The organism is Streptomyces lanatus (assembly GCF_014655715.1).
Classification (GTDB): Bacteria; Actinomycetota; Actinomycetes; order Streptomycetales; family Streptomycetaceae; genus Streptomyces; species Streptomyces lanatus.
This window is the reverse complement of sequence record NZ_BNBM01000005.1, coordinates 36,209-63,193: the sequence shown is the minus strand read 5'-3', so window position 1 is coordinate 63,193 and position 26,985 is coordinate 36,209. Positions and strand designations below refer to the sequence as shown.

The following is a 26,985-nucleotide window of genomic DNA, read 5'->3' as shown; positions in this document are numbered from 1 at the left end:
CATGTGAATCCATGAGCACTTGCCCGAGCCTTGGACCCACCGTCGCATCACACAACGTCGTGGCGCCGGCGCCCTATGAGGAGCAGCAGTCTTGCGCGAGTTCAGCCTTCCGGCTTTGTACGAGGTCCCTGCGGACGGAAATCTGACCGACATCGTCCGCAGAAACGCCGCGCAGCACCCGGACGTCGCCGTCATCGCCCGCAAGGTGGGAGGTGCCTGGCAGGACGTCTCGGCCACCACGTTCCTCGCGGAGGTGCGCGCGGCCGCGAAGGGGCTCATCGCCGCCGGCGTGCAGCCCGGCGACCGGGTCGGCCTGATGTCCCGCACCCGCTACGAGTGGACGCTGCTCGACTTCGCGATCTGGTCGGCCGGCGCGGTCACCGTGCCGGTGTACGAGACCAGCTCGCCGGAGCAGGTGCAGTGGATCCTCGGTGACTCGGGCGCGACCGCCATGATCACGGAGCTGGACACGCACACCGCGGCCGTCGAGTCGGTGCGCGACCAGCTGCCGGCCCTCAAACACGTCTGGCAGATCGAGGCCGGCGGTGTGGAGGAGCTCGGGCGGCTCGGGCAGGACATCAGCGACGCGAGCGTCGAGGAGCGCAGCTCGCTGGCGAAGGCCGACGACCCGGCGACCATCGTGTACACGTCCGGCACCACCGGCCGCCCCAAGGGCTGTGTGCTCACCCACCGCAGCTTCTTCGCCGAGTGCGGCAACATCGTCGAGCGCCTGCGGCCGCTGTTCCGCACCGGCGAGTGCAGCGTGCTGCTCTTCCTCCCGCTCGCGCATGTCTTCGGGCGTCTGGTGCAGGTCGCGCCCATGATGGCGCCGATCAAGCTGGGCACCGTCCCGGACATCAAGAACCTCACCGACGAGCTGGCCTCGTTCCGCCCGACGCTGATCCTGGGTGTGCCGCGCGTCTTCGAGAAGGTCTACAACTCGGCGCGTGCCAAGGCTCAGGCCGACGGCAAAGGCAAGATCTTCGACAAGGCCGCGGACACCGCGATCGCCTACAGCAAGGCGCTGGACACCCCGTCCGGCCCGGCCGTCGGTCTGAAGATCAAGCACAAGGTGTTCGACAAGCTGGTCTACAGCAAGCTGCGCGCGGTCCTCGGCGGCAAGGGCGAGTACGCCATCTCCGGCGGCGCCCCGCTGGGCGAGCGGCTCGGGCACTTCTTCCGCGGCATCGGCTTCACGGTCCTGGAGGGCTACGGCCTGACCGAGTCCTGTGCGGCGACCGCGTTCAACCCCTGGGACCGGCAGAAGATCGGCACGGTCGGTCAGCCGCTGCCGGGTTCCGTGGTGCGGATCGCGGACGACGGGGAGGTGCTGCTGCACGGCGAGCACCTGTTCAAGGAGTACTGGAACAACCCGGGCGCCACCGAGGAGGCGCTGCAGGACGGGTGGTTCCACACCGGTGACATCGGCACCCTCGACGAGGACGGCTACCTCAAGATCACCGGCCGTAAGAAGGAGATCATCGTCACCGCGGGCGGCAAGAACGTCGCGCCGGCCGTGATCGAGGACCGTATCCGGGCGCACGCGCTGGTCGCGGAGTGCATGGTGGTCGGCGACGGGCGGCCGTTCGTGGGCGCGCTGGTCACCGTCGACGAGGAGTTCCTGGGGCGCTGGTGTGCCGAGCACGGCAAGCCGGCCGGCTCCACCGCGGCGTCGCTGCGCGAGGACACGGACCTGCTGGCCGCGATCCAGTCGGCGGTCGACGACGGCAACGCCGCGGTGTCGAAGGCGGAATCGGTGCGGAAGTTCCGCATTCTTCCCTCCCAGTTCACGGAGGATTCGGGCCATCTGACGCCGTCGCTGAAGCTCAAGCGCAACGTCGTGGCGAAGGACTACGCGGACGAGATCGAGGCGATCTACGCCAAGTAGTCCGACAGTCGGCTCATGGCGCGGTGTCCTCCACGAGGACCCGCGCCATCGTGCGTTCGGCGAGCGCGGTGATCGTCACGAACGGGTTCACGCCGATCGACCCGGGCACGAGCGAGCCGTCGGTGATGTACAGCTTCGAGTACCCCTTGACCCTCCCGTAGGTGTCGGTCGCCTTCCCCAGCACGCAGCCGCCCAGCGGGTGGTACGTGAAGTCGTCGGCGAAGACCTTGTTGCCGGAGCCGAACAGGTCGTACCGGTAGATCGTGGTGTTGGCCCGGTTGATGCGGTCGAACAGGTTCTTCGCCATGCCCACCGACACGGCGCTCTGCGCGGCGCTCCACCCGAGTTTCACGGCTCCCGTACCGCTGTCGTACGCGAACGACGCGCGCTCCGGGTTCTTGGTGATCGCCAGATAGAGGCTGACCCAGTGTTCGAGTCCCGTCGGCAGCGGGGCGATCTCGGCGAACACGGGGTTGGCGGCGTTGCTCCAGTCGTCGATGCCCATGACCGGCATGGTCGACTGGTTGGCGCCGACCGTGTCCCAGAGGTGGTTGGCCCGGCCGAGCATCACATTGCCGTTGGTCCCCCATCCCTTGCCGACGTCGGTGTTCAGGGCGGGCAGGGTGCCCGACTCCCGTGCGCGGACGAGGAGTTCGGTGGTACCGATGCTGCCGCCGCCCAGGAAGAGGTACGTACAGCCGTACTCCTTGGTCGCCACGACAGTGCCGGTGTCGTCGATCCGGTCGGCGGTCAGGACGTACGTCCCGTCGGCGGCCCTGCTGATCGACGTCACCCGTTCCTGGGTGTGGATGGTGACGTTGCCGGTGCCGAGTGCCGAGGCCAGATACGTCTGGTCGAGGCTGCGTTTGCCGTGGTTGTTGCCGTAGATGACCTCGCCGGCCAGCGCTGACTTGGTGGCCGTACCGGCGGCCTCGCGCTGCATGTACCCGAAGTCGTAGACGTTGGGCACGAAGGTGGTCTTCAGGCCGGCGTTGCTCGCGTGTTTGCGGGAGATCCGGGTGAAGCGGTACCACTCGGTCGACTCGAACCACGCGGGGTCGACGGTGTTGACGCCGAGCATGGAGCGGGCGCGCGGGAAGTAGGTGCGGTACATCTCCGCGGTGTCCACGGTGGGGAACTGCTCGGCGAAGTAGGACTGGAGCGGGGTGACGGCCATACCGCCGTTGACCAGGGAGCCGCCGCCGACGCCTCGGCCGACGTAGACGGACATGTGGTCGTAGTGGACGCGGTCCAGGACTCCGGGGTAGGGGCTGATGTCCTTGTTGACCACGTCCAGCCAGAGGAACGTGGAGAGCGGGGCCTCGGTGCGGGTGCGGAACCACATGGAGCGGCGGTCGGGGGCGCTGGTGGAGCAGAACACCTTGCCGTCGGGGCCGTTGGTGTTCCACAGGCGGCCCATTTCGAGGACGAGGGTGCGGATGCCGGCCTCGCCGAGCCGGAGGGCGGCCACGGCGCCGCCGTAGCCGGAGCCGATGACGATGGCGGGGGCCTGGTCGACGACGCCCGGTTCCGCGGCGGACGCCGAGGTGAGACCGATGCGGGTGAGGCCGGAGGCGGCGGCCGTCTGGAGGGCCACCATCCCTAGGATTTGACGTCTTGTCAGCTGACGCTGCATCAGTTTTACTGTCATGTGCGCAGCATGTGCGGATTATTGTGTTCCGCCTAGAGTGCGGGAACCCCGCTCAGAGCAAAGCTTTGAGCTTCTCCGCCAGCAGGTCCCAGCGCCACTTCTCCTCGACCCACTCCCGGCCCCGCTCGCCCATCCTGCGGCGCAGCTCGGCGTCGCCGAGGAGGGCGGTGATCCGCTCGGCGGTGTCCGCGGCGGAGCCGCCCCGCACCACCCAGCCGGTCTCCCCGTCGAGCACCGCGTCCGGCGCCCCGCCCGAGTCACCGGCGACGACCGGGAGCCCGGTGGCCGAGGCCTCCAGATAGACGATGCCGAGCCCCTCGACGTCGAGGCCGCCGCGACGCGTCCGGCACGGCATCGCGAAGACATCGCCGGCGCCGTAGTGGGCGGGCAGCTGGGACCAGGGCACGGCGCCGGTGAAGCGGACGGAGCCGCTGACCCCGGTCTCGGCGGCAAGCCTGCGCAGGTCCTTCTCGTACGGCCCGCCGCCGACGATCAGCAGCACGGCCTCCGGCTCGGCGGCGAGGATCCGGGGCATGGCCTGGATCAGGGTGTCCTGCCCCTTGCGGGGCACCAGCCGGGACACGCACACGACCACCGGCCGGTCCGTGAGCCCCAGCCTCGCCCGCACCTCGTCGCCACCCGACCCCGGATGGAAGGTCTTCTCATCCACGCCCGGCGGCACCTGCACCATCCGCGAGGCCGCGTCCGGCGTCAGCGCGGTCGCGATCCGCGAGCGCGTGTACTCGCCGAGGTAGGTGATCGTGTCCGTGGCCTCCCCGATCCGCCCGAGCAGCTGCCGGGCCGCGGGCAGCTGGGCCCACCCCGCCTCATGGCCGTGGGTCGTGGCCACAAGCCGCTCGGCGCCGGCCTTCCGCAGCGCGGGCGCCATCAGACCGAGCGGGGCAGCCGCCCCGAACCACACCGACGTACAGCCGTGCTCCCGCAGCAGCCCGACCGCCCGCCGGGTCGCCCCGGGCGTCGGCAGCAGCATCGTCGTACGGTCCCGTACGACCGTGAAGGGCTGCTCGGCGTCGAAGGCGGCGGTGGCCTCAGTGCCCTCACGGCCGCGCTTCCACGTGGAGGCGTAGACGACGAGGCGCTCCGGGTCGAGGCGCAGCGCCATGTTGTGCAGGAACGCCTGGATGCCGCCGGGGCGGGGCGGGAAGTCGTTGGTCACGATCAGCGTCTTGTGCATCGTCGCCGACCTTATCGAAGCGGCCGATCACCGCCGGGCCCGGCCACGTGTGTGGCCCGCTCACAGCTGGACACGACATCATGGTCACTCAGGCGGGCAGCGAGCGGCAGGGGTAGTGGTGAAGACGACGGGCACGCGGAGGTCCCTGGCGTGGCTTCTGGGGATCTGGGCCGTGACCAGGGTGATCCTGCTGCTCTTCGTGTTCAAGGTGTACGTCTTCCCCGGCCCGGACGTCACCAGTGACGTCTCGGTGATCTACCAGGGCTGGTACGACGTGCTGCGCACCGGCACCTTCCCGCTGCACGACGTCACCTGGCAGTACCCGCCGGCCGCCGCGCTGCCGATCCTCTCCCCCGCCCTGGTGTTCTGGCTGGACTACCCGTCCGCGTTCTTCGTCCTGGCCTTCACCGCCGACCTCGTGGTCCTGCTTCTCCTCCTGTACGCCGGTCTGCGCCCCGGCCGCACCCTGCGCGGGACCTGGGTGTGGGTGGCGGGCGTACCGCTGCTCGGGCCGACCGTGTACGCCCGCTACGACGTGATGGTCACCGGCGTCGCCGTGGCCGCGCTGCTCGCGGGGACCCGGCATCCGAGGGTGATGGGCACGCTGGCGGCGTTCGGCGCGATGCTCAAGGTGTGGCCGGTCCTGCTGCTGCTCGCGGCCCGCGGGCGCGCCGCCTGGGGCTGGGCGGTACTGACCGCGGGCGCCCTGTCGGCGGTGTTCGCCCTCACCATGCCCGGCGCCTTCGCCTTCCTGACCTTCCAGCGCGACCGCGGCACCGAGGTGGAGTCGCTGGGTGCCCTGGTCTTCCATGTGGCCCGGCAGTTCGGCTGGGACGGCCAGGTGCTGCTGAACTACGGCTCGGTGGAGTTCCTCGGCCCGTATGTCGACGTCGTCAGCACGGCCGCGCTGGTGCTGAGCGGGCTGGCCTTCGGCTGGCTGCTGCTGTGGCGGCTGCGGGCGAGGCGGTTCGAGGCTCACACCCTCGCGGACGCGGCCTTCGTCGGCGTGCTGATGTTCGTGACGACGAGCCGGGTGATCAGCCCGCAGTACCTGGTGTGGCTGATCGGTCTCGCGGCGGTGTGCCTGTGCTTTCGCGACAGCCGGATGCGGCTCCCCGTGGCCCTGGTCCTCGGGGCATCCTTCGTCACGGTCCTGGAGTTCCCGGTCTGGTTCGCCCACGTGGTCGCCAGCGACACCCTGGGCGTCACCCTCCTGTCCCTGCGCAACACCCTCCTGGTCCTCGCCACCATCCTCGCGGCCCGCACCCTCTGGCGCTCCACGGTGCCCCGCCCGGCCCCGCTCCCGGTACCGGCTCAGCCGACCCGGGCCAGGGAGACGTCCCTGCCCTCGTGAGGAGGCGGCGCCATGGACGCCGTAGGAATGCGGAGGCCGTCTCCGTGCTGGATCAGCCCAGCTGGGCCCGCAGATACTCCCGCCACTGCCCGGTGAACTCCTCCAGCGAGATCCCGAGCACGTCCTTCAGCGCGCCCTCGACCGCGCCCGCCCGCCGCTCGTGGGCGCCGACCGCGCGGTAGAGGTCGGCGAGTCTGACCTCGCCCCAGCGGTCGGCGATCATCCGGCAGGCCATCCAGCCGCCCTCGTAGGCCTGGGCCAGCTTGGCCGCGTCGCCGGAGAAGCCGAAGTCGGCGTCGGCGGGCAGACCCTCCGGTGCGCGGCCCTCGGCGACCGCGTCGCGCAGTTCGGGGGCCGCCTGGGACGGGGAGCGGCCGGTGCCGAGGTAGCCGACCCAGTCGGCATAGCCCTCGGAGAGCCACAGCGGGGTGGCTGCGCTGGTGTGGGCGCGGGTGGCGACGTGGGTGGTCTCGTGGGTGAGGACGACCTGTTTGCCGGTGCCGCCGAGGACGCCGTACGCGTCGGGGTTCAGGATGATCCGGTCCGCGGGGGCGCCCGCCGGGGCGCCGGTCTCGCCGGTGGTGACCGCGGCGATCCCCCGGTAGGACGACTCGGGTGCGCCGAGCAGCCCCGCCATGTCGGACAGCGACCTCGGCACCAGGACGACGACATGCCGGGCCCAGTTCGTGCCCCACGCCTGCGCCACGGCCGGCACCGCGTGGTCGGCCAGCTCCGCGTACGCCCGCAGCTGGGTCTCCGACTGCCCGACGCCCAGGACGAGGCTGTCGGCCCCGCGTACGACGCTCACCTCGCCCTGGTCCCACAGCTGCTCGGCGGAGCCCTTGGCGGGGCGGTCGGACCGGACGTACCAGGCGCCCTCCGCGTCCAGCACGAGGCTCAGCGTGCGGCCGACCCGGACAGGGGAACGGTCGTAGCCCTGCACGCGATAGCTCAGCTCGGCGTCGACGCGGGCGGTGTCGCCGGTGCGACGCAGGGCGGTCAGCCGGTACGACCAGTCGGCGATCGGGACCGCCCGCAGATGGTCGAACCAGTCCCGCGCACCCGTACCCAGATACGCCGCCTCATCCCGGCCCACGACCGCGGCGGCCCGCCGGTCGAGCAGCCTCTGCACCTCGTCCCTGGCGGTGTCGGGCGCGGCCCCCCGACCACAACCGACCAACGAGACGAGCAGCAGACAGAGCGCCACGACGACCCGCGCTCCCGACACCCGCCTTCGACCAGCCACTTCCCGATCGTACGGCGGGGAGGGCGCGCGAGTCAGACCCGCGTCGGGACCTGCGTCGTCCGGATTCCGGGGGGCGGCATGTGAGGGTGGGGCGCTCGGGCGAGAGTTCGTCTCGATGCCGCGTCAGGGACGGAGAGGTCAGACCCTGGTCACCGTAGCCCCAGGAATCATCCCCACCGGGTCGTACCGCACGGGCGCACCAGGGTAGGGCGCGTGGATCACCTGGCCGTTGCCCATGTACATCCCGACGTGGCTGGCGTCGGAGCGGTAGGTGACGACGTCGCCGGGGCGGGCCTCGGAGAGGGGGACCTGGTGGCCGGCGTAGCGCTGGCCCTGTGAGGTGCGGGGCAGGGAGACGCCGGCCTGGGCGTAGGACCACTGGATGAGGCCCGAACAGTCGAAGCCGGAGGGGCCGTTGGCGCCCCAGATGTAGGGCCTGCCCAGCGCGGACCGGGCGGCGGCGACGGCGGCCCCGGCGCGGCCCGAGGCCGGGCCGAAGCTGCCGAAGTCGGGCAGGTCCATGCGGCCGGAGCGGGAGGCGCGGTCGTAGGCGGCGCGGTCGCTCTCCGTCAGGGAGTTGAGGAGCCGGCGCGCCTCGGCGAGCTTGCGCTCGACGGTGCGTTTGTGGACGGCGACGGCCTTGCGGCTCTTCTCCAGGTCGACGAGTTTCCCGGCCGCCTCGGCGCGCTCCTGGGCGAGCAGGCGCATGGCGTCCTGGAGCTCCCTCAGCTCACCGGCCTGGTGGGCGCTGATACGGGCGAGCGCGGCGGCCTTGTCGAGGTAGTCCTCGGGGTCGTCGGAGAGCAGCAGGGCGAGGGAGGGATCGAGGCCGCCGGAGCGGTACTGGGCGCCGGCCAGCGAACCGAGCACATCCCGCTTGGAGTTGATGTGCTGCTGCTGCCGGGCGATCCGGTCCTGGGCCCGGTTCACCTGCTCACGGAGCCCGTCGGCCCGCTCGTCCGCCTTGTTGTAGGCCTCCGTGGCCTTCTCGGCCTCCTCGTAGAGGCGGTCCACCTTGGACCGGGTGTCGTCCTGTGGCGCGGCCGTGGCCGGTGTGACCCCGAGGGCCGCGGCGGCGGCCGACATGACGCAGAGCGCTGCGTTGGCGCCCCGGTCGAACCCGGGCGATGCAAGGCGACGATGGGACCCCACGGGAAGCCGCTCTCCTTCCGCTGGCGGACAGGACCTTTTCCCCGGCGTCGGGGAAACGCGGCAGACAGTAGCTCCGTGCGGCGGCGGCGACCAACGACCGCGCCGGACACGCAAAGTGACGCCCCGCCTCTGACGCAGGTCATCGGCGGGGCGTGGGGTCAGTCGGCGGTGCCGTAATTCGCTCGTTCGGGCGGCAACCAGTGTTGATCTTGGCGGGGTCGAGCCCGGGTCAGATGCGGACGCCGAACTGGTACGGCATGTTGTTGATCGACTCGTAGCGCACGACCGCGCCGGACCGCGGGGCGTGCAGGACCTGGCCGTTGCCCGCGTAGAAGCCGACGTGGTGCAGGTCGCCGTAGAAGATGACCAGGTCGCCGACCTTGAGCTGCGACTGGCTGTAGATGCGCGTACCGGCGTTGGCCTGGGCCTGCGAGGTGCGCGGGATGGAGACGCCGGCCTGGGCGTAGGCCCAGGAGGTCAGGCCCGAGCAGTCGTAGGAGGCGGTGCCGGTGGCGCCGTAGACGTACGGCTTGCCGATCTGGCTCTGGGCGGCCTGGAAGGCGGCCTGGGCGCGGCCGGAGGCGGACCCGGTGTTGCCGAGGTCGACGCGGTCGGCGGCGGAGCGGCTGGCGCGGGCGTCCTCGGCGGCGAGGGCGGCCTTCTCGGCGGCCGTCAGGGTGTTGAGGAGCTTCTGGGCCTCGGCGAGCTTGCCCTGGACCTGCTTCTTCTTCTTGCCCAGCTCGGTGCGGGTGGAGGAGAGGTCCTTGAGCTTCTCGGCGGCCTCGGCGCGCTGCTGGGCCAGCTCGCGCTGCTTCTCCTGGACCTTCTTCAGCGACTCGACCTGCTGGGCGCTGAGCTGGTCGGCGGTGGACGCCTTGTCCAGGTAGTCGTCGGGGTTCGACGACAGGAACAGCTGGAGGGAGGAGTCGATGCTGCCCGTGCGGTACTGGGCGGCGGCCGCGAGGCCCATGCTGTCGCGCAGCACGTTCAGGTCTTCCTGACCGCGCGCGACGTTGTCCTGGATGGTGGAGATCTCCTTCTGGAGCTTCTCCTGCTTCTCCTTGGCGCCGTTGTACTTCTCGGTGGCCTGCTCGGCCTCCTCGTACAGCTTGTCGACCTTGGCCTTGACCTCGTCCTTGCTCGGCTTCTCGCTGGGGGCGGCGTTGGCCGCCTGCGAACTGATGGCCACGGCTGCAGCCGCCGCGGTGGTGAGCACGGTCACGCGTGCTCGGCTCGGCTGCTTCGGTCGACGGTGGGACGCCACTGAGGTGAAACCCTTCTTGTGAGTGATCACCCGCTCGGAGGTTCGAGGCCAGACCCTAGTGACCCTCTTGTGATCAGATCAAATCCTCACACGAAAAATCTCGCCACACCCGTCATTCTTTACACACAACTCACATGCGGTGATGCGCGCTTGACGCTACGTTGCGCGACGACCGGGCCAATTCGGGCATTGCCCGTGCACGTTGGCCGTTTCAGGACAGTCGCTTCAGAAGCACCGCAGAAGCCACCGGGCGTGCGCCGGCGCGTGCCACTCCGTCGGCGACCTCGCGGTCGGTGGAGGCGACGATGACCGGACGGCCGGGCGGCTCGGCGCGCACCAGCTGGCGGATCAGCTCGTCGGCGGTCACACCGGGCTTGGAGAACAGCACCCGTACACCGCGCGGCGGTGCCAGCAGCACCGGCGCGGCCAGTTCGGCCCCGTCGAAGACACAGGTCACCTCGGCGCCGGTCTGGGCGGCGAGCTGCGAGAGCTGGCCGAGCAGCCGCAGGCGCTGCTTCTCCAGGGGCATCTGGGGGTAGCCGGTCTTGGTGACGTTGTAGCCGTCGACCACCAAGTGGGCCTGGGGCAGGGCGAGAAGCTGGTCGAGGATGGCCGGATCGTTCTCGGACAGGGCCCGCGCGGCGATGTCCTTCGGGGTCATTCGTCCCGGTTCGACCGCGTCCACGGTCTCGGCGGGCCGTACGGAGACCGGCGGCAACGCCAGCTCGCGGCGCAGTCCTTGGGCGGCGTCGAGCAGGGTGTCCAGGAGCAGCCGGACGCGCATGTCCTCGACGCTGCGTCCCTCGCGTGCCGCCTTGCGCGTGGCCTCCAGGGCGGCCTCGGCCTCCCCGAGCCGCGCCTTGAGCCGACGGGTCTCGCTCTCGGCCGCGGAGACCTGGGCGTGCCCCTCGGCGCGCACGGTCTCGATCTCGCCCTGGACCTTGCGCAGGGCGGCCTCGCCGCGCTTGACGTCGCTGAGGGCGGAGCGCAGCTTGCGGTGCAGCGACTCGGCTTCCTTCTTGGCCGCGTCCAGCTCGACGCGCAGCCGCTCCGTCTCGTGCCGGGTGTGGTCCCGGGCGTGGTCGAGCTCCTCGCGCAGCCGCTCCAGCTCGGCGCGGGTCTCGTCGTCGGCGCGTTCGGCATCGGCCCGCTGGGCCTCCTCGCCGGCCGCGGTGACCAGCTTGACCCAGCCGGTGGGCCGCAGAACATAGGCCGCGGCCGCCACGTCGAGCGGGTCCGCGGCCGGAGGCGCCGAGCCTGAGTCGAGAGCGCCGGTGAGCTCCGGCTGGGCCTCTCTGAGCTTCTCGCCGATGCGCTGGCGGAACAGCGGATCGGTCTCCAGCGCGGCGGCCATCGCGTTGCCGGCGAACTTGGCCCGCCGGTTCGGCGCGAATCTGGCGTACTGGCGAAGCTGCGCGGGCAGTTCGCCGACGGTCAGCCCGCCGAAGCCGTCGGACACGATCTGTACGACCTTGCGCCGTACGCCGTCGGGCAGCGGACGGTCGAGCACCTCGGCGGCGCCGTCGCCCGGCCCCCCGCCTTGTGTCTCCACCATCCCTCACACCCCAATGCCTGTGCGGGACCAGCTCCCGTCAGGAGCCGGCACCCGGCCTGTCCACGAGTTCCACCTTGTCCACCGCGTTGCACCAGCGGCAGCGCACCGATTCGATCGTCTCACTGAGCACCTCGCGCTCCTCGACCTTGGGCTCGCCGGCGAGATCGAGGTGCAGGTATTCCACGACCTTGGAGGAACGCGTCACGTCGAAGCGGGTGAGGTTGCCGCAGAGGGTGCAGCGCCACCGCGTCGTGTCGGTCGGCAGGGGAACCGTCATCGTGACTGCGCTCATTTCCGGTAGGTCTTCTCTTGTCCGTGACGCGCCGGTGCCCGGTGCGTGTGGCTCGTAACCCTACGGCCTGGCGGGTACTCGCCGCCCGTCCGTCCACGGCGGCGAGGCGGTCTGTGCGAGTGCGTCCCGTTACGTCATGCTCTGTATTCATGATCGGCAACTGGAGCGTGGCGCATTTCCGGGCTCGTTTCGGCGGAGCGGCGCTCTTGTCGTCCTCGGCGCCGGTGACATACGGGCTGATCACCCTGTGCTGCCTGCTCTTCCTGCTCGGACCTGCGGCGGGGTTCAATCCGGTGTACGGCTCCGGCGAGGGGCTGGTCGCCGCGCAGCGGGCCTACTTCCACCGCTGGGGCGTGGTGCCCGCGGAGCTGTTCGAGGGGGCGCCCCGGGCCGCCCTCACTCCCGCGACGGCCCTGTTCGTGCACGGCAGCTGGGTGCACCTGCTCGGCAACATGCTCTTCCTCTACGTCTTCGGCGCGATGACCGAGGAACGGATGGGCCGCGTCCAGTTCACGCTGTTCTATCTGGGCTGCGGCTATCTGGCCCTGCTGGGCTACGCCGCCGCGAACGACGACTCCACCCAGTCCCTGGTCGGCGCGTCCGGGGCGATCTCGGCCGTCCTCGGCGCGTTCCTGTTCCTTTTCCCCGGAGCACGGGTGACAAGCCTGCTGCCGTTCCTGCTCTTCCTGCCGCTGCGCTTCCCGGCGTGGGTGGTGCTGCCCTTCTGGGTGGCCCTGCAGTGGGTGGCGGCGGGGCGGGCGGGGCAGGGGCCGGGGGTGGCGTATCTGGCGCACCTGGTGGGCTTCGGTCTGGGCTTCGGCTACGCGTGGGCCCGGTTCGGGCGGCCCACTAGAGTGAAGGCCGCCCCAGCTCCGGCCCCCGAGGGAGAGAACCAGCCGTGATCACCGCGATCGTCCTGATCAAGACCAGCGTGGACCGGATCCCCGAGATCGCGGAGCGGATCGCTTCGCTGGAGAGCGTGACCGAGGTCTTCTCCGTCACCGGCACCTATGACCTGATCGCGATGGTCCGGGTGAAGGAGCACGAGGACCTGGCCGAGGTCATCCCCGGCCGGATCAGCAAGATCCCCGGCGTCGAGGCGACGGACACGCATGTGGCGTTCCGTACCTACTCGCAGCACGACATCGAGGCCGCCTTCGCCATCGGCCTGGACAGCTGACACCTCGGGCGCCGCTCAGGATGAGGAGATGAAGAGTTCTTCATCCTGAGCTCATGGTGACCGCCGGAAGCCCCGGGCAGGATCGCCCGTATGGCCTTCTCGCACCGGATCGCGGCCCTCGCCGCCGTCGTGGCGATCCCGCTCGGTATCGCCGCGACCAGCTTCGCCCTCACCGACCAGCCGAAGTCGCCCGAGGTCCCGCCCCGGGTGGAGCTGGACAGCGGCTCCCCCACGCCTACGCCGAGCCGGCCCCGGGCGACACCGAGTGACGAGGTGGTGTCCCGGCCGCCGGTGACGGACAGTCCTGGGAATGACGACGACGATGACGACCGGGGTGAGGTTGGGGACGACGGCTGACCCCGTGCGTCGGCGGCTCTCCGCCCGGGTCCGGATCCTGCTGTGGCTGCTGCTCGTGATGGCCGTGGGGCTGGTGTCCGTGGCCACGACCACGCGGTCGATCCTGCTGCGGGACGTCGACCACCGGGTGAACGGACTGCTCGCCCAGGAGGCCGGTGAGTTCGCGAACTTCCAGCAGCGGGGTGTCGACCCCGAGACCGGCCGTCCGTTCACCGACTCGTCGCGGCTGCTGCGGGAGTTCCTGGTACGGCAGTACGCCGACCCCGACGAGGAGCTGATCGGACTGGTGGGCCGGGGGGCCGGCCGTGCCCCCGCCCAGTTCATCCAGCAGCGCGAGATCCCCGTCGCCGTGCCCCTGCACAAGGACGACGCCGCCATCCGCCGTATCTACGACTCCCCCGACCCGACGGGCACCGTGGACCGACCGTCCGGGGAGATCCGCTGGGCGAAGGTCGTCGTCGCGCGGGCGGGCGGCGAGGCGGAGGCGGCGTTCGTCGTCGCCTTCCACCCCGGGCGGGAGCAGGCCGCGGTGAACGAGGAGTTCCGTATCCTGCTCGCCATCTCCGGGGTGGCCCTGCTGCTGACGACCGGCATCGGCTGGGCGGTCGCCGGGCGGATCCTCAAGCCCGTACGGCTGGTGCGCACCGCCGCCGCGCAGCTCACCGAGCAGGACCTCACCCGCCGTATCCCGGTGCATGGCCGCGACGACATCGCCGCGCTCGCGGAGACCTTCAACGACATGCTGGACCGGCTCGAGCGCGCCTTCGCCGCCCAGCGGGAGTTCGTCGACGACGCCGGGCACGAGCTGCGCACGCCGATCACCATCGTGCGGGGCCATCTGGAGCTGATGGGCGACGATCCGGCCGAGCGCGAGGAGACGATACGGCTGGTCACCGACGAGCTGGACCGGATGAGCCGCATCGTGGAGGACCTGCTGCTGCTCGCCAAGGCCGAGCGCCCCGACTTCGTCACCCCGGAACCGGTCCAGCTGGCCGAGCTCACCGCCGACGTCTACGTCAAGGCCCGCACCCTCGGCGAACGCGACTGGCAGCTCGCCGAGGTCGCCGACGTCGAGGCCGAGCTGGACCCGCAGCGCATCACCCAGGCCATGGTGCAGCTCGCCCAGAACGCCGTGCAGCACACCGCGCCCGGGCAGACGGTCCGGATCGGCTCCCGCGCGGACGGGACCGCCATCGAGCTGTACGTCGCCGACTCCGGGTGCGGTGTCCAGGCGCAGGACGCCGACGTGATCTTCGAACGGTTCCGGCGCGGCACGTCCCGGCGCGGCGCCCGCGGCTCCGGCGCCGGGCTCGGACTGTCGATCGTGCGGGCCATCGCCGAGGCGCACGGCGGCCGGGTGCGGCTGCGCGACACGGCGGGCGGCGGCGCCACCTTCGTACTGGCACTGGGAGAGGGGCAGCCATGAACCGGATCCTCATCGTGGAGGACGAGGAACGCATCGCCTCCTTCGTCGAGAAGGGCCTGCGCTCCAACGGCTTCACCACGACGGTCGTGGGCGACGGCGAGGCGGCGTATGAATACGCCGTCACGGGCGCCTTCGACCTGGTCGTCCTCGACATCGGCCTGCCCGGCCGGGACGGCTTCACGGTGCTGCGCGAGCTGCGCGAGGCCCGGGTGACGGTCCCGGTGATCGTGCTGACAGCGCGGGACTCCGTACGGGACACGGTGGCCGGCCTGGAGGGCGGCGCCGACGACTGGATGACCAAGCCGTTCCGCTTCGAGGAACTCCTCGCCCGGGTACGGCTGCGCTTGCGTACGGCGGCCAGGGCGCCCGAGGTGACGGTGCTGCGGTCCGGCACGCTCACCCTGGACCTGCGCACCCGGCGGGCGCGGGCCGGGGAGCGGACGGTCGATCTGACGTCCCGTGAATTCGTGCTCCTGGAGCTGTTCCTGAGGCATCCGGGGCAGGTACTGTCCCGCGAGCAGATCCTGTCGCACGTGTGGGGCTACGACTTCGACCCCGGGTCCAACATCGTGGACGTATACGTACGGGCGCTGCGCAAGAAGCTCGGCCCGCAGCAGGTGGAGACGGTACGGGGCATGGGGTACCGGCTCCCGGCGCTCCCCCCGCTCTCCGCGTGAAGTCCCTTTCATGTGCGGCTCATCGAGGGCTCACGGCTCAGGTGAACCCTCGATGACGTGACCCTGAACCTCCGACTGAGCGCGGCCCTCTGCGTGGCGCTCTCCCTGTGCGCGCTGCTCGCCGTACCCGGCAACTTCGCCGGGCTCGGCGCCGACGCCCGCCTCACCCTCGCCGTGTTCGCGCTGGCGACCTGCGCCTGGATCGCCACGCCGGTCGACGACACGTACATCGCGCTCGGCGCCGGGCTGGCGCTGACCGTGACCGGAGTCATCAGCAGCGACACCCTCTTCGGCACCCTCGGCGACTCCACGGTGTGGCTGCTGATCTGCGCCTTCGTGCTGGCGGCCGCGGTGACCCGGACGGGGCTCGCGGGACGGGCGGCGACGTTCCTGGTCGGCGGGGCGCGCACGGTACGGCAGCTCGTGCACCTCACCACGGCCGCCCTGGTCGTCACGGCGTTCGCGGTGCCGGCCACCTCGGGGCGGGCCGCCCTCGCGCTGCCGGTGTTCCTGGCGCTGGCGAAGGCGCTCGCCGACCGGCGGCGACTGGTGGTGATGCTGGCGCTGCTGTTCCCGACCGTGATCCTGCTGTCGGCGGTGGCGACCCTGATCGGGGCGGTCGCGCATCTGATCACCGTGTCGGTGCTGTGGCAGGCGACCGGCGACCGGATCGGCTTCACGGAATGGCTGCTGCTGGGTCTGCCGCTGGCCGTGGCCTCGTCGCACCTGGCCGCCGAGGCCGTGCTGTTGACGACGACTCGGCGCGCGGACCGCAAGGGCCCGGTGCGCATCACCCCCGAGCAGATCCAGCAGCACAGCGAACGGCCGGTCACCGGGCCCTGGTCACAGGCCGAGAAGCGGTGCGCGCTGCTCCTCGGCACGGTTGTCCTGCTGTGGTGCAGCGAACCGTTGCACCGGGTGCCGCCCGCGGTCGTGGCACTGATCGGCGCGGTGGTGGCGGCTTCGCCGGCGCTCGGGACGGTGCGGCTGAAGGATGCGTTGGGGACTGTGCCGTGGTCGTTGCTGCTGTTCATGGCGGCGACGATGGCCATGGGGGTGGCGCTTGCCGACTCCGGGGCGGCGAAGTGGCTGGTGGAGGGGCTGCCCGGTGGAGTCAGCCCCGTGTGGTTTCTGGCTGTGGTGATCGTGGTCAGTACGGCTGCCCATCTGGTCCTGCAGTCCCGGTCGGCGCGTTCGTCGGTGCTGGTGCCGTTGGTGGTCGCGGCGGCGGTGGGGGCGGGGGTGAATCCGGTGGCTGCGGCGCTGGCGTCGACTGCTGCGGCGGGGTTCTGCCATACGTTGCCGGCCTCCGCGAAGCCGGTGGCTCTTTTTGCCGACCTTCCTGGGACGCCGACTTATACGCCGCGTGATCTGTTGCGGCTGTCTGTGGTTCTGGCTCCGTTGACTGCGGGGCTGGTGTTGCTGTTTGCCGTTGCGGTGTGGCCGGTGCTGGGTGTGTCGGTGACGAGATGAGTCGTTGTTTGTCTGGCGCGCCGTCGTGGCTGGTCGCGCAGTTCCCCGCGCCCCTTAAAGAAGGGCGTTGTCTCTTCCGTATCTCCTTAGGAGCCCTCTGATGCTGAGCCGCGTCGTCGTTGCCCCCAGTGGCTTCAAAGAGTCGCTGTCCGCCCCCGCCACCGCCGATGCCATCGCCGACGGGGTGCGGCGGGTGCTGCCGGATGCCGTGCTCGACCTCATCCCCCTCGTGGACGGAGGTGAAGGCACCGCCGCCGCGCTTGCCTCCGCCACCGGCGGGCGGCTTGTCGCGCTGCCCGCCACCGGTCCCGTCGGCGAGACGATCGGCACGCACTTCGCGCTGCTCGGCTCCCGGGAGACGGCGGTCGTGGAGATGGCCGCGGTGGCCGGGCTGTCCCTCGTGCCCCGTGCCCTGCGCGACCCGGGGGCCACCACGACGTACGGCGTCGGCGAGCTGATCCGCGCCGCGCTCGACACGGGCGTACGGCGGATCCTGGTCGGCTGCGGCGACTCAGGTACGTCGGACGGGGGCGCGGGAGCCCTCCAGGCGCTCGGCGCGCGACTGCTGGACGCCGATGGTTTCGAACTCCCCCGTGGAGGAAGGGAGTTGACCCGGCTGGCCCGCATCGACCCGGCCGGGCTCGACCCGCGCCTGCGCGACGTCGAGCTACTGGTCGCCTGCAACCCGTACAACGTGCTGTGCGGTGAGCGCGGCGTCGCCCGTGTCTTCGGGCCGCAGAAAGGGGCGACCCCCGCCCAGGTCGAGCATCTGTCGGCCGGGCTGGAGAACTGGGCGGACATCCTCACCCGCGACCTCGGCGGCACCGACCTCCACCACGGCCCCGGCACCGGAGCCTCCGGCGGCCTGGGCGCCGGCCTCGCCGCGCTGGGCGCCTGTCTCCTCCCCCGCTTCGACGTGCTCCTCGACCACCTCGACCTGGACGCCCGCCTGGCCCGCGCCGATCTGGTCGTCACCGCCGAAGGCGCCCTGGACCACCAGACGCCCAAGGGCAAGGTTCCGGCCGAGGTGGCCCGCCGGGCCAAGCTGTACGGCCGGCCGGTGCTCGTGCTGGCGGGCACTCTCGGCGAGGGGGCTCATGACGTGCCGGGCGTGGACGCGTTCAGCGGGATCCTGCCGGCGCCGATGGCGCTGGCGGAGGCCCTGGTGCGGGCCTCCGAACTCCTCACGGACGCCACCGAACGCGCCCTGCGGATGATCCTGCTGGGCGCCCGGCTACCGGCTCACGCGGAGGTGTCCGGCACGCAACGGCCGTCCTCGGTGCGGTAGTTCCACCGGGCGCCGTCCGTGACGAGTTCGCGTACGGCGTTCACGAACCGCTCGACATGCTCGTCCGGCGTACCCGCACCGAAGCTGACGCGGATGGCGTTGAGGGACTTCTCGCCGGGCGCCGCCTCCGGGGCACCGCACTCGCCCTGCGCCTGCGCATCGCTGCCCAGCAGCGTCCGCACCAGCGGGTGGGCGCAGAACAGGCCGTCCCGGACGCCGATGCCGTACTCGGCGGAGAGCGCGGCGGCGAAGTGGGAGCTGTTCCAGCCGTCGACCACGAAGGAGATGACGCCGACGCGCGGGGCGTCGTCCCCGAAGAGGGAGAGGACGCGGACCTCGGGGACCTCGGCGAGCCCTTCCCGCACCTTCTCGATCAGGTACCGCTCACGCGCGACCAGCGTGTCGAAGCCCGCCTCCGTCAGGGCCTTGCAGGCGGAGGCGATGGAGTACGCGCCGATGACATTGGGCGACCCGGCCTCGTGCCGCGCGGCGCTCTCGTGCCACTCGACGTCCACTCCCCCGTCCTCGCGCCGCGACACCTTGCGGCTGGCGCCGCCGCCCGCGAGGTACGGCTCGGCCTCGCGCAGCCAGTCGGCGCGGCCGGCGAGGACACCGGACCCGAAGGGGGCGTACAGCTTGTGGCCGGAGAAGGCGATCCAGTCGACGTCGAGGTCCTGGACGCTCACCGGGTGATGCGGGGCGAGCTGCGCGGCGTCGAGGACGATCCGGGCGCCGTGGGCGTGGGCGGCGGCCGCGAGCTCCCGTACGGGCCACAGCTCGCCGGTGACGTTCGAGGCGCCGGTGACGCAGACCAGGGCCGGGCCGTAGGGGTCGCGGTCGGCGAGGGCGCGCTCCAGGGTCTCGACGGCCTGGCGGGGGGTGCGGGGCGCGTTGAGGTAGGTGACCTGCGCGTTCGTCCACGGCAGCAGGGAGGCGTGGTGCTCGGTCTCGAAGACGAAGACCTGGCAGTCGGCCGGGAGGGCGGCGGCGAGGAGGTTCAGCGAGTCGGTGGTGGACCGGGTGAAGACCAGCTGGTCGTCGGGGCGGCAGTCCAGGAACTCGGCGACCGTCCGGCGGGCGTTCTCGAAGAGGTCCGTCGACAGCTGGGAGAGGTACCCGGCGCCGCGGTGGACGCTGCCGTAGTACGGCGCGTAGGCGGCCACGTCGTCCCAGACCCGCTGCAGCGCCGGGGCGCTGGCGGCGTAGTCGAGCGCGGCGTAGGTGACCTCGCCGCCGGTGACGAGCGGGACGGTGACATCTCGTCCCAGAACGGGCAGCGGGGGGCAAATGGTCTGGACGGAGGCAGCGGCAGAGACAGACGCGGAGACGGACATGCGGGAACTCCCGTGAAAGCAGAGAGGAAGAAAGTGAAGAGGGGTGTGCGGAGGCGGGGCTCGGCGGCCCTATCGCATTCGCTTGCTCACGGAGAACTCCCAGGTCACGTGCTTGCCGCAGACCTCGCTGCCTACGGCCTGGTCCTCACCCGGGGCACCCCGCCACGGACGGAGGGTTGCCGGACAGTCGGCCGGGGCCTCATGACTGTCACTCATGACCTGTTCGAGAACGTACGCGAAATGATCGTGGCCCCGCAACTCATGTCCGAATCGCGGGACCACATGCGTGCATCGAATTACGCGTTGCTGGCCGCCACCCAGCGCTCCAGCGTCCGCTTCGCCGCACCGGAGTCGATCGCCGCCGCGGCCTTCGCCATCCCGGCCCGGATCTGCTCGGCGAGCGGGTCCCCCGTCGGGTTCAGCGCCACCAGCGCGGCGGCCGAATTGAGCAGTACGGCGTCCCGTACGGGCCCCGTCTCGCCGTTCAGCAGGCGCAGCGCCACATCGGCGTTGTAGGACGCGTCCGCGCCCCTCAGGGCCTCCACCGGCACCAGTTCGAGGCCAACGTCACGCGGGTCGAAGCTCTCCTCGGCGACCTTGCCGTCGCGGACGACCCACACCCGGGAGGTGGCCGTCGTGGTGAGCTCGTCGAGGCCGTCGTCGCCGCGGAACACCAGGGAGGAGTTGCCGCGCTCGGCGAAGACGCCGGCGACGATCGGAGCCATGCGCGGATCGGCCACGCCGACCGCCTGGGCCCGCACCTTCGCCGGGTTGGTCAGCGGGCCGAGCACATTGAACGTCGTACGGATGCCCAACTGCCCGCGGGCCGCCGCCACATGGCGCAGCGACGGATGGAACTTCACCGCGAAGCAGAAGGTGATCCCGGCCTCCTCGGCGACCTCGGCCACCCGGTCGACCGGCAGGTTCAGATTGACGCCCAGCTTCTCCAGCACGTCCGAGGCACCCGACGCCGAGGACGCCGCCCGGTTGCCGTGCTTGACGACCTTGGCGCCGGTGCCGGCGATGACGATGGCCGACATGGTGGAGATGTTGACCGTCTTCGCGCCGTCGCCGCCGGTGCCGACGATGTCGACGGTCGGCCCCGGCACCTCGATCACATTCGCGTGCTCGTACATCGTGCGTACGAGCCCGGTGATCTCCTCCACCGTCTCGCCCTTGGCCCGCAGCGCCACCACGAACCCGGCGATCTGCGCGTCGGTGGCCTCGCCGCGCATGATCAGGTCCATCGCCCACGCGGTGTCGTCGGCGGTGAGGTCCTGACCGCTCAGCAGGCCGTTCAGCAGCAGGGGCCAGGAACGGCCCGCCGCGGTGTCGCCTCCAGCGGGGGTCACAGCGCTCATAAGCCGCTCCAGGGTCAGGTGTCCCGTACTGCGGGACGCGAGTCTCAACTGGGTCCACCCTATCCAGCCCCGGGGCATGGAGAAGGGCCCCGTCCGGGAAACCGGACGGGGCCCTCAACCGTGGCGTTGCAGACGAAGTGATCAGTGGTGGCCGTGGCCGCTCGTGATCTCCTTGTACTCCTCGACGGTGGGCTTCGGGATCTGGCCGTCCTCGTCGAAGTAGGACTTGCTGAGCTTGGCGCGCAGCTTCTCCGAGCCCTTCACCTTGCGCTCGACGCCGTTCTCGTCGACTGTCGGGCCGATCTCGGCCGGCTGGTACTGCTCGTGCGCGGTGAGCGTGTACAGCGCGTCCTGGCTGAGCGGCTCGTGCACCTCGATGAACTCACCGTGCGGCAGGCGCTTGATGATGCCCGACTCGCGGCCGTGCAGCACCTTGTCCTTGTCCCGGCGCTGGAGGCCGAGGCAGATCCGCTTGGTGACGATGAACGCGATGACCGGTCCGGCGAAGAAGCTGATCCGGACGAACCAGGTGACGGCGTTGATCGACAGGTGGAAGTGGGTGGCCCACAGGTCGTTGCCACCGCCGACCAGGCCGATCATGTACACCGTGACCCAGGCGACGCCGAACGCGGTACGCGTCGGGGCGTTGCGCGGGCGGTCCAGGATGTGGTGCTCGCGCTTGTCGCCGGTGACCCAGGACTCGATGAACGGGTAGACGGCGATCGCCATCAGCACCACACCGAAGAGCACCAGCGGGATGAACACACCGAGGACCAGCGTGTGACCCCAGAAGTTGACCTCCCAGCCCGGCATGTACCGGACCAGACCCTCGGCGAAGCCCATGTACCAGTCGGGCTGGGCGCCCGTGGACACCTGGTCAGGACGGTAGGGGCCGATGGCCCAGATCGGGTTGATCTGCGCGATCGCCGCGATGGCCGCGATGACACCGAAGACCAGGAAGAAGAAGCCTCCGGCCTTGGCCATGTAGACCGGCAGCAGCGGCATGCCGACGACGTTCTTGTTGGTCTTTCCGGGGCCCGCGAACTGCGTGTGCTTGTGGTAGAAGACCAGGATCAGGTGGCCGACCACCAGGCCGAGCATGATGCCCGGCAGCAGCAGGATGTGGATCGAGTAGAAGCGGGCCACGAAGTCGGTGCCCGGGAACTCGCCGCCGAAGAGGAAGAACGAGATGTACGTGCCGACGATCGGCATGGACAGGATCGCGCCCTCGGTGAAGCGGACACCGGTGCCGGAGAGCAGGTCGTCCGGGAGCGAGTAGCCGGTGAAACCGGTGAACATGCCCAGGACGAACAGCAGGAAGCCGAACAGCCAGTTGACCTCACGCGGCTTGCGGAACGCGCCCGTGAAGAACACGCGCATCATGTGCACGAACATGCCCGCGAGGAAGATCAGCGCGGCCCAGTGGTGGATCTGCCGGATCAGCAGACCACCGCGCACGTCGAAGGAGATGTGCAGCGTGGAGCTGAACGCCTCCGACATGAGCTGTCCCTGCAACGGGACATAGGAGCCGTGGTACTCCACCTCGTTCATCGACGGGTGGAAGAACAGCGTCAGATACACACCCGTGAGGATGATGATGATGAAGCTGTAGAGGCAGACCTCACCCAACATGAACGACCAGTGGTCGGGGAAGATCTTGCGCATGTTGGCCTTGGCCAGGGAGTAGATCCCGAGCCGGCCGTCCGCCCAGTCGGCGACGCGCTCGCCGGCCGGTGCCTTCCCGCGTGCGCGGGAGTCGGTGGTCTCTGTAGTGCTCATCCGCGCTCCCAGAATGCAGGACCGACGGGCTCTTCGAAGTCGCCGAGCGCCTCGAGGTAGCCCTCGTCGTTCACGCCGATGCGCAGCTGCGGCAGGGCGTGGCCGGCCGGGCCGAAGATCACTCGGGCACCGTCGGAGAGGTCGAAGGTGGACTGGTGGCAGGGGCAGAGCACGTGGTGCGTCTGCTGCTCGTACAGGGAGATCGGGCAACCGACGTGGGTGCAGATCTTCGAGTACGCGACGATGCCCTCGTGCGACCACTCAAGCTCTTGCTTGTCCTTGATGTCGTCGGGCTGGAGCCGGACGATCATCAGGGCGGCCTTGGCGATCTCGTTCTGGAACTCGTGGTCGTGCTCCTCCAGGCCCTCCGGCTTGGCGAAGGTGAGGGAGCCGACCGCGACGTCCGACGGACGCAGCGGCTCGTTGGTGTTCATGTTGACGAGCAGCTTGCCCTTGGACCAGAGCGTGTGGCGCAGCTTGGTGCCGGGCAGCGGGCCGAGGTCACGCAGCAGGACGACGCCGGAGAGCGGGAACAGGGCCAGCGCACCGAACATCGTGTTGCGGATCAGCTTGCGGCGACCCAGCGCGGACTCCTTGGCGCCCTGCTTGAAGTCGGCCATGACCTTGGCCTTGACCTCGGGCTCCGCCGCGATCGGGTGCCGCTCGTCGGCGACCTCGACATCGGACATCAGGGTGCGGGCCCAGTGGACCGCGCCCGCGCCGATGCAGAACAGCGCGCCACCGAGGGTCAGCCCCAGCGCGAAGTTCAGCGCGTTGAGGTGACCGATCGGGAAGACGAAGATCGACTTGTCGTGCGGGATCGCCACGTACGAGGCGATGAAGCCGACGGTGGCCAGCATCGACACCGTGAACAGCAGGGCGACCGTGCGCTCGGACCGCCTGGCGGCCCGCTCGTCGATGTCCTGGATACGGTGCTCGTGGGGCGGCAGCCCCGGGTCGGCGAACGGGTGCTTCTCGTCCGCGACCGCTACCTGGGTGGCGTCCTGCTCAGCGGGCAGGTTCTCTTCTGGAATGTCTTGGCTACTCATGACTTCTTGGCCTTTGCGGTCCGAGCGGCGACCCAGACGGCGACCGCGATCAGTGCACCGAGCCCGAAGATCCAGGCGAAGAGGCCCTCACTGACCGGCCCGAGGCCGCCCAGTTCCAGACCACCCGGGTTGACCGTCTCGTCGCTGTTGACCGCGTGCAGGTACGCGATGATGTCCTTCTTGTTCTGCTCCGACAGCGTGGTGTCGGGGAACGACGGCATGTTCTGCGGGCCGGTCTGCATGGCCTCGTAGATGTGCTTCGGGTCGACACCCTCAAGGCTGGGTGCGTACTTGCCCTTCGTCAGCGCGCCGCCCTTGCCGGTGAAGTTGTGGCACTGGGCGCAGTTGTTGCGGAAGAGCTCGCCGCCCTTGGCGATGTCCGCGCCCTCGGGGCCGTACTGCTCCTCGGTGGGGACGGACGGACCGGCGCCCAGCGAGGCGATGTACGCCGCGAGCTGGTCGATCTCGGCCTGCGAGTAGATGTTCTTCTTCGCCGGGACCTGGGCGCCCTGGGAGGTGGCGGCCGGCATACGGCCCGTCGAGACCTGGAAGTCGACGGCGGCGGCGCCGACGCCCACCAGGCTGGGGCCGTCGGAGGTGCCCTGACCGCCGGTTCCGTGGCAGCTGGCGCAGCCGACGGCATAGAGCTTCTTGCCCTCTTCGATGGCGAGGGACTGGGCGGTTTCCTCGGCCTGCGCCTTGTCCGCGGGAGCGAACACGGCGTACAGCCCCCCCGTGCACGCCAGCGCGAGGAGTAGGACGACGACCGCCGCCAGCGGATGGCGTCGTCGTGCGGAGAGCTTTTTCACGGATTACCCCGGTGTCAGGATCTTCAGCGTCGATGCTTCTGTTAGGTGCGTTGGTGGAACGCGCGCGGGATCGGGCCCGCCTACTTGATCATGTAGATCGTGGCGAAGAGGCCGATCCAGACGACATCGACGAAGTGCCAGTAGTAGGACACGACAATCGCTGCGGTCGCCTGCTCGTGCGTGAACCTCCGGGCCGCGTAGGTGCGGCCGAGGACCAGCAGGAAGGCGATGAGACCGCCCGTCACATGCAGTCCGTGGAAGCCGGTGGTCAGGTAGAAGACCGAGCCGTACGGGTCGGACGAGAGCGAGATGCCCTCGTGCCGGACCAGCTCGGTGTACTCGTACACCTGACCGCCGATGAAGATCGCACCCATGATGAAGGTGACGATGAACCAGCCCCGGAGCTTCTTGACGTCACCACGCTCGGCAGCGAAGACGCCGAGCTGGCAGGTGAGAGAGGAGAGCACCAGGATCGTGGTGTTCGTCGCCGAGAACGGGAAGTTCAAGGCCTCGGCCTTCTCACTCCAGAACTCGGGCCCCGTCACCGATCGCAGGGTGAAGTACATCGCGAAGAGGGCCGCGAAGAACATCAGCTCGGAACTCAGCCAGATGATGGTTCCGACGCTGGTGAGGTTCGGTCGATTGACCGACGGGTGCGCGTGACCCTTGTCTACTGTCGTTGCTGTCGCCACGACCGACATTATGTCGGTCGCTTATCCCGCCCTCACTCCGGGGGGTGCCGTTCGGAGTGTCTCGGCCGTTCATACCGGTGTTGACGTGGTGTTCAAGGGAGTAGCATCCGGCCCAACGGGCCTGTCCTTACGACGTCGACGTCACGGAGGAACAATGCAGCCGACCGCCACGGTGCTGGTCTACAGCGACGACTCCAACACCCGAGAGCAGGTGCGGCTCGCCACCGGGCGACGGCCCGCTCCGGACGTGCCTGTGGTGCAGTTCGTGGAGTGTGCGACGCCTGAGGCCGTGCTGCGTGAGCTGGACAAGGGCGGGATCGACGTCTGTGTCCTGGACGGTGAGGCCGTGCCCATGGGGGGCATGGGGGTCTGCCGGCAGATCAAGGACGAGGTGTTCAACTGCCCGCCGGTGCTGCTGCTGATCGGGCGGCCGCAGGACGCGTGGCTGGCGACGTGGAGCCGGGCCGAGGCCGCGGTGACGTTGCCTGTGGAGCCGGTGGAGTTCGCGGGGGCCTTGGCCTCGCTGCTGCGGACGAAGAGGCTTCAGAGCGCCTAGGAGGGGTCCCTGGGGGCGGTCACACGCTCTGCGGCCTCAGCCGTGCCTTCTCCGACGGGCTCGGGCCGTCCGGTGTGCCGCCGACCAGGGCGCTTCCGCCGCGCCACTTCTTCCATTCCAGGTTCCAGTCGCCGAAGCCGTTGCCGAACGGCTCCATGGTGTTTCCGTACGAGTTGATGACCTTGACGATGTCGCCCTCGCGGACGTTGTCGAAGAACCACTCGGCGTTGGCGGTGCTCATGCCGGTGCAGCCGTGGCTGACGTTGGCGTAGCCCTGGGAGCCGACCGACCAGGGGGCGGCATGGACGTACTCGCCGCTCCAGGTCACGCGGGTGGCGTAGTAGACCGGCAGGTCGTACGACTCCGCGGAGCCCTCCGCTATGCCGATGCTGGTGCCGCGCATACGTACGAAGTACTCCTTGCCCAGGACGACCTTGACGCCGTTGCGGGTCTCGTAGCCGGGTTTGCCGGTGGTGACCGGTATGGACCGGACCTCCTCGCCGTTGCGGTAGAGCGTCAGCTGGTGAGTGGCGGCGTCCGTGACCGCTATGACCTGGTCGCCGATGGTGACCCGCAGCGGCTTGACCTTGCCGCCCCACATACGGTCGCTGACCTTGATGCCCTCCAGGTTGCTGCGGGCCTGGACGGTGGCGCCGGCGGGCCAGTACTCCTTGGGCCGGTAGTGGAGTTCCTTGTCGTCCACCCAGTGCCAGGCGCCGTCGACGGCGGGCACGGAGTCGACCTTGAGGGCCCGCTCGACTATGGCCCGCTGGTTCTTGTCCTTGACGGGCTGGCTCAGTTCGGCCGTGATGGGCTGGCCGACGCCGTACTTGCCCGCCTTGGGGCCGAACGTGGCCGTCAGGTGCTTCTTGCTGGTCGGCCTGCTGGTGTCGAAGGTGAGGACCTTGCGGCCGGGGGCGCCGTCCTCGTCCTCGGTGCTCACCCGGACCGTGTAGCGGGCGTTGGCGGCGAGCGGGGAGGTGCTGTGCCACCGCGTGCCGTCGGCGGAGAGTTCGCCCGCGACATGGCGTCCTGAGGCGTCCCTGGCGGTGACGTCCGTGATACGGCCGTCGGAGTCCTCGGCGGTGATCTCCAGGGGCTTGTCGGGGTCGGCCTTCTTGCCGTCTCCCGTGGGGCCGTTGAAGGCGATCTGGCCGGCCGCGTCGTAGGGCTCGGCGGAGAGCGGGTTTCCGTCGCCGCTGCAGCCGGCGGCGCTCGCGCCGAGCGCTATCAGCAGCAGCGTGCAGCCTATGACGGTGTTCGTGCTCGGTGTTTTGCTCATGGCTTCACGCTAGGAAGCGGCGTCGGCGGCGGCGCGCCCAGTAGTGCGTACGGGTGACGCCGATTAGGGCAGACGAAGGAGCCCGGACTCTCCTGACGGAGTGTCCGGGCCCCTGTGAGCTCAGC

The 26,985-nt window shown here is 70.2% G+C and carries 24 protein-coding genes and 1 riboswitch; of the genes, 10 read left to right on the top strand and 14 right to left on the bottom strand.

Features of this window, described 5'->3' with window-relative positions; genetic code table 11:
- Positions 1 to 91 precede the first annotated feature (91 nt).
- Positions 92 to 1,888 carry an AMP-dependent synthetase/ligase gene (locus tag IE325_RS15135; protein ID WP_190070415.1) on the top strand — a complete coding sequence of 599 codons (1,797 nt, stop codon included), beginning with the start codon at positions 92 to 94 and terminating at the stop codon, positions 1,886 to 1,888.
- A gap of 13 nt (positions 1,889 to 1,901) precedes the next feature.
- Here IE325_RS15135 and IE325_RS15130 read toward each other — a convergent pair whose 3' ends face one another.
- Together IE325_RS15130 and IE325_RS15125 are read right to left on the bottom strand one after the other, a co-directional pair.
- Positions 1,902 to 3,524 carry a GMC oxidoreductase gene (locus IE325_RS15130; protein WP_491590968.1) on the bottom strand — a complete coding sequence of 541 codons (1,623 nt, stop codon included), beginning with the start codon at positions 3,522 to 3,524 and terminating at the stop codon, positions 1,902 to 1,904.
- A 67-nt stretch (positions 3,525 to 3,591) separates the two neighbouring features.
- A complete protein-coding gene (locus IE325_RS15125) occupies positions 3,592 to 4,734 on the bottom strand; it encodes a glycosyltransferase family 4 protein (RefSeq protein ID WP_190070413.1) in 1,143 nt (380 codons plus the stop codon).
- A 118-nt stretch (positions 4,735 to 4,852) separates the two neighbouring features.
- On the opposite strand from IE325_RS15125, the gene IE325_RS15120 reads away from it, so the two are divergent.
- The gene (locus tag IE325_RS15120; RefSeq protein WP_190070412.1) at positions 4,853 to 6,088 is read left to right on the top strand and encodes a glycosyltransferase 87 family protein; all 1,236 of its coding nucleotides are present in this window, start codon (positions 4,853 to 4,855) and stop codon (positions 6,086 to 6,088) included.
- A gap of 52 nt (positions 6,089 to 6,140) precedes the next feature.
- On the opposite strand, the gene IE325_RS15115 is transcribed toward IE325_RS15120, so the two are convergent.
- From IE325_RS15115 to IE325_RS15095, 5 genes are all read right to left on the bottom strand, one after another.
- On the bottom strand, positions 6,141 to 7,334 hold the full coding sequence (locus tag IE325_RS15115; protein ID WP_190070411.1) for a hypothetical protein: 1,194 nt from the start codon (positions 7,332 to 7,334) through the stop codon (positions 6,141 to 6,143).
- Positions 7,335 to 7,472: 138 nt separating this feature from the next.
- The gene (locus IE325_RS15110; RefSeq protein ID WP_190070410.1) at positions 7,473 to 8,486 is read right to left on the bottom strand and encodes a C40 family peptidase; all 1,014 of its coding nucleotides are present in this window, start codon (positions 8,484 to 8,486) and stop codon (positions 7,473 to 7,475) included.
- A gap of 229 nt (positions 8,487 to 8,715) precedes the next feature.
- Complete coding sequence (locus IE325_RS15105) at positions 8,716 to 9,750, bottom strand: C40 family peptidase (protein WP_190070409.1); 1,035 nt, start codon at positions 9,748 to 9,750, stop codon at positions 8,716 to 8,718.
- A 211-nt stretch (positions 9,751 to 9,961) separates the two neighbouring features.
- Positions 9,962 to 11,305 carry an NYN domain-containing protein gene (locus IE325_RS15100; protein WP_190070408.1) on the bottom strand — a complete coding sequence of 448 codons (1,344 nt, stop codon included), beginning with the start codon at positions 11,303 to 11,305 and terminating at the stop codon, positions 9,962 to 9,964.
- Between the two features lie 37 nt (positions 11,306 to 11,342).
- Positions 11,343 to 11,582, bottom strand: a complete 240-nt coding sequence (locus IE325_RS15095; RefSeq protein ID WP_030953300.1) for a hypothetical protein — start codon at positions 11,580 to 11,582, stop codon at positions 11,343 to 11,345.
- 164 nt (positions 11,583 to 11,746) lie between these two features.
- Here IE325_RS15095 and IE325_RS15090 point away from each other — a divergent pair, with 164 nt between their 5' ends.
- The 7 genes from IE325_RS15090 (at position 11,747) to IE325_RS15060 (ending at position 17,998) form a co-directional block, all read left to right on the top strand.
- On the top strand, positions 11,747 to 12,499 hold the full coding sequence (locus IE325_RS15090; protein ID WP_190070407.1) for a rhomboid family intramembrane serine protease: 753 nt from the start codon (positions 11,747 to 11,749) through the stop codon (positions 12,497 to 12,499).
- Positions 12,496 to 12,777, top strand: a complete 282-nt coding sequence (locus tag IE325_RS15085; protein ID WP_190070406.1) for an Lrp/AsnC family transcriptional regulator — start codon at positions 12,496 to 12,498, stop codon at positions 12,775 to 12,777. The genes IE325_RS15090 and IE325_RS15085 overlap by 4 nt, the downstream gene beginning before the upstream one ends.
- Positions 12,778 to 12,867: 90 nt before the next feature.
- On the top strand, positions 12,868 to 13,134 hold the full coding sequence (locus IE325_RS15080) for a small secreted hydrophilic protein (protein WP_190070405.1): 267 nt from the start codon (positions 12,868 to 12,870) through the stop codon (positions 13,132 to 13,134).
- Entirely contained in the window at positions 13,088 to 14,560 is a 1,473-nt protein-coding gene (locus IE325_RS15075; protein ID WP_190070404.1) for a sensor histidine kinase, read from the top strand. The genes IE325_RS15080 and IE325_RS15075 overlap by 47 nt, the downstream gene beginning before the upstream one ends.
- Positions 14,557 to 15,237, top strand: a complete 681-nt coding sequence (locus IE325_RS15070; protein WP_190070403.1) for a response regulator transcription factor — start codon at positions 14,557 to 14,559, stop codon at positions 15,235 to 15,237. Before IE325_RS15075 ends, IE325_RS15070 begins: the two co-directional genes overlap by 4 nt.
- A gap of 57 nt (positions 15,238 to 15,294) precedes the next feature.
- Positions 15,295 to 16,710, top strand: coding sequence for an SLC13 family permease (locus IE325_RS15065; RefSeq protein WP_190070402.1), 1,416 nt, complete (start codon positions 15,295 to 15,297; stop codon positions 16,708 to 16,710).
- 100 nt (positions 16,711 to 16,810) lie between these two features.
- Positions 16,811 to 17,998, top strand: coding sequence for a glycerate kinase (locus IE325_RS15060; protein WP_190070401.1), 1,188 nt, complete (start codon positions 16,811 to 16,813; stop codon positions 17,996 to 17,998).
- Here IE325_RS15060 and IE325_RS15055 read toward each other — a convergent pair.
- The 6 genes from IE325_RS15055 to ctaE form a co-directional block, all read right to left on the bottom strand.
- Positions 17,953 to 19,332 carry an aminotransferase class V-fold PLP-dependent enzyme gene (locus tag IE325_RS15055; protein WP_190070400.1) on the bottom strand — a complete coding sequence of 460 codons (1,380 nt, stop codon included), beginning with the start codon at positions 19,330 to 19,332 and terminating at the stop codon, positions 17,953 to 17,955. The two genes, IE325_RS15060 and IE325_RS15055, sit on opposite strands and share 46 nt — an antisense overlap.
- Positions 19,333 to 19,435: 103 nt before the next feature.
- A riboswitch (SAM riboswitch) is annotated at positions 19,436 to 19,552 on the bottom strand.
- Positions 19,553 to 19,628: 76 nt separating this feature from the next.
- The gene (gene trpD, locus IE325_RS15050) at positions 19,629 to 20,693 is read right to left on the bottom strand and encodes an anthranilate phosphoribosyltransferase (RefSeq protein ID WP_190070399.1); all 1,065 of its coding nucleotides are present in this window, start codon (positions 20,691 to 20,693) and stop codon (positions 19,629 to 19,631) included.
- Positions 20,694 to 20,834: 141 nt separating this feature from the next.
- The gene (qcrB, locus tag IE325_RS15045; protein WP_190070398.1) at positions 20,835 to 22,472 is read right to left on the bottom strand and encodes a cytochrome bc1 complex cytochrome b subunit; all 1,638 of its coding nucleotides are present in this window, start codon (positions 22,470 to 22,472) and stop codon (positions 20,835 to 20,837) included.
- Positions 22,469 to 23,521: a cytochrome bc1 complex Rieske iron-sulfur subunit gene (gene qcrA / locus IE325_RS15040; RefSeq protein ID WP_190070397.1), complete on the bottom strand. Its 1,053-nt coding sequence runs from the start codon at positions 23,519 to 23,521 to the stop codon at positions 22,469 to 22,471. Before qcrA ends, qcrB begins: the two co-directional genes overlap by 4 nt.
- Positions 23,518 to 24,330 (bottom strand): cytochrome bc1 complex diheme cytochrome c subunit, encoded by an 813-nt coding sequence (gene qcrC / locus IE325_RS15035; protein ID WP_190070396.1) that lies wholly within the window; start codon positions 24,328 to 24,330, stop codon positions 23,518 to 23,520. The genes qcrA and qcrC overlap by 4 nt, the downstream gene beginning before the upstream one ends.
- Before the next feature lie 80 nt (positions 24,331 to 24,410).
- Positions 24,411 to 25,031 carry an aa3-type cytochrome oxidase subunit III gene (gene ctaE, locus IE325_RS15030; protein WP_190070395.1) on the bottom strand — a complete coding sequence of 207 codons (621 nt, stop codon included), beginning with the start codon at positions 25,029 to 25,031 and terminating at the stop codon, positions 24,411 to 24,413.
- A gap of 145 nt (positions 25,032 to 25,176) precedes the next feature.
- Between ctaE and IE325_RS15025 the strand changes: the two genes are divergently transcribed.
- Positions 25,177 to 25,578 (top strand): response regulator, encoded by a 402-nt coding sequence (locus IE325_RS15025; RefSeq protein ID WP_190070394.1) that lies wholly within the window; start codon positions 25,177 to 25,179, stop codon positions 25,576 to 25,578.
- A 19-nt stretch (positions 25,579 to 25,597) separates the two neighbouring features.
- Here IE325_RS15025 and IE325_RS15020 read toward each other — a convergent pair whose 3' ends face one another.
- The gene (locus tag IE325_RS15020) at positions 25,598 to 26,860 is read right to left on the bottom strand and encodes a L,D-transpeptidase (protein WP_190070393.1); all 1,263 of its coding nucleotides are present in this window, start codon (positions 26,858 to 26,860) and stop codon (positions 25,598 to 25,600) included.
- Positions 26,861 to 26,985: the final 125 nt, after the last annotated feature.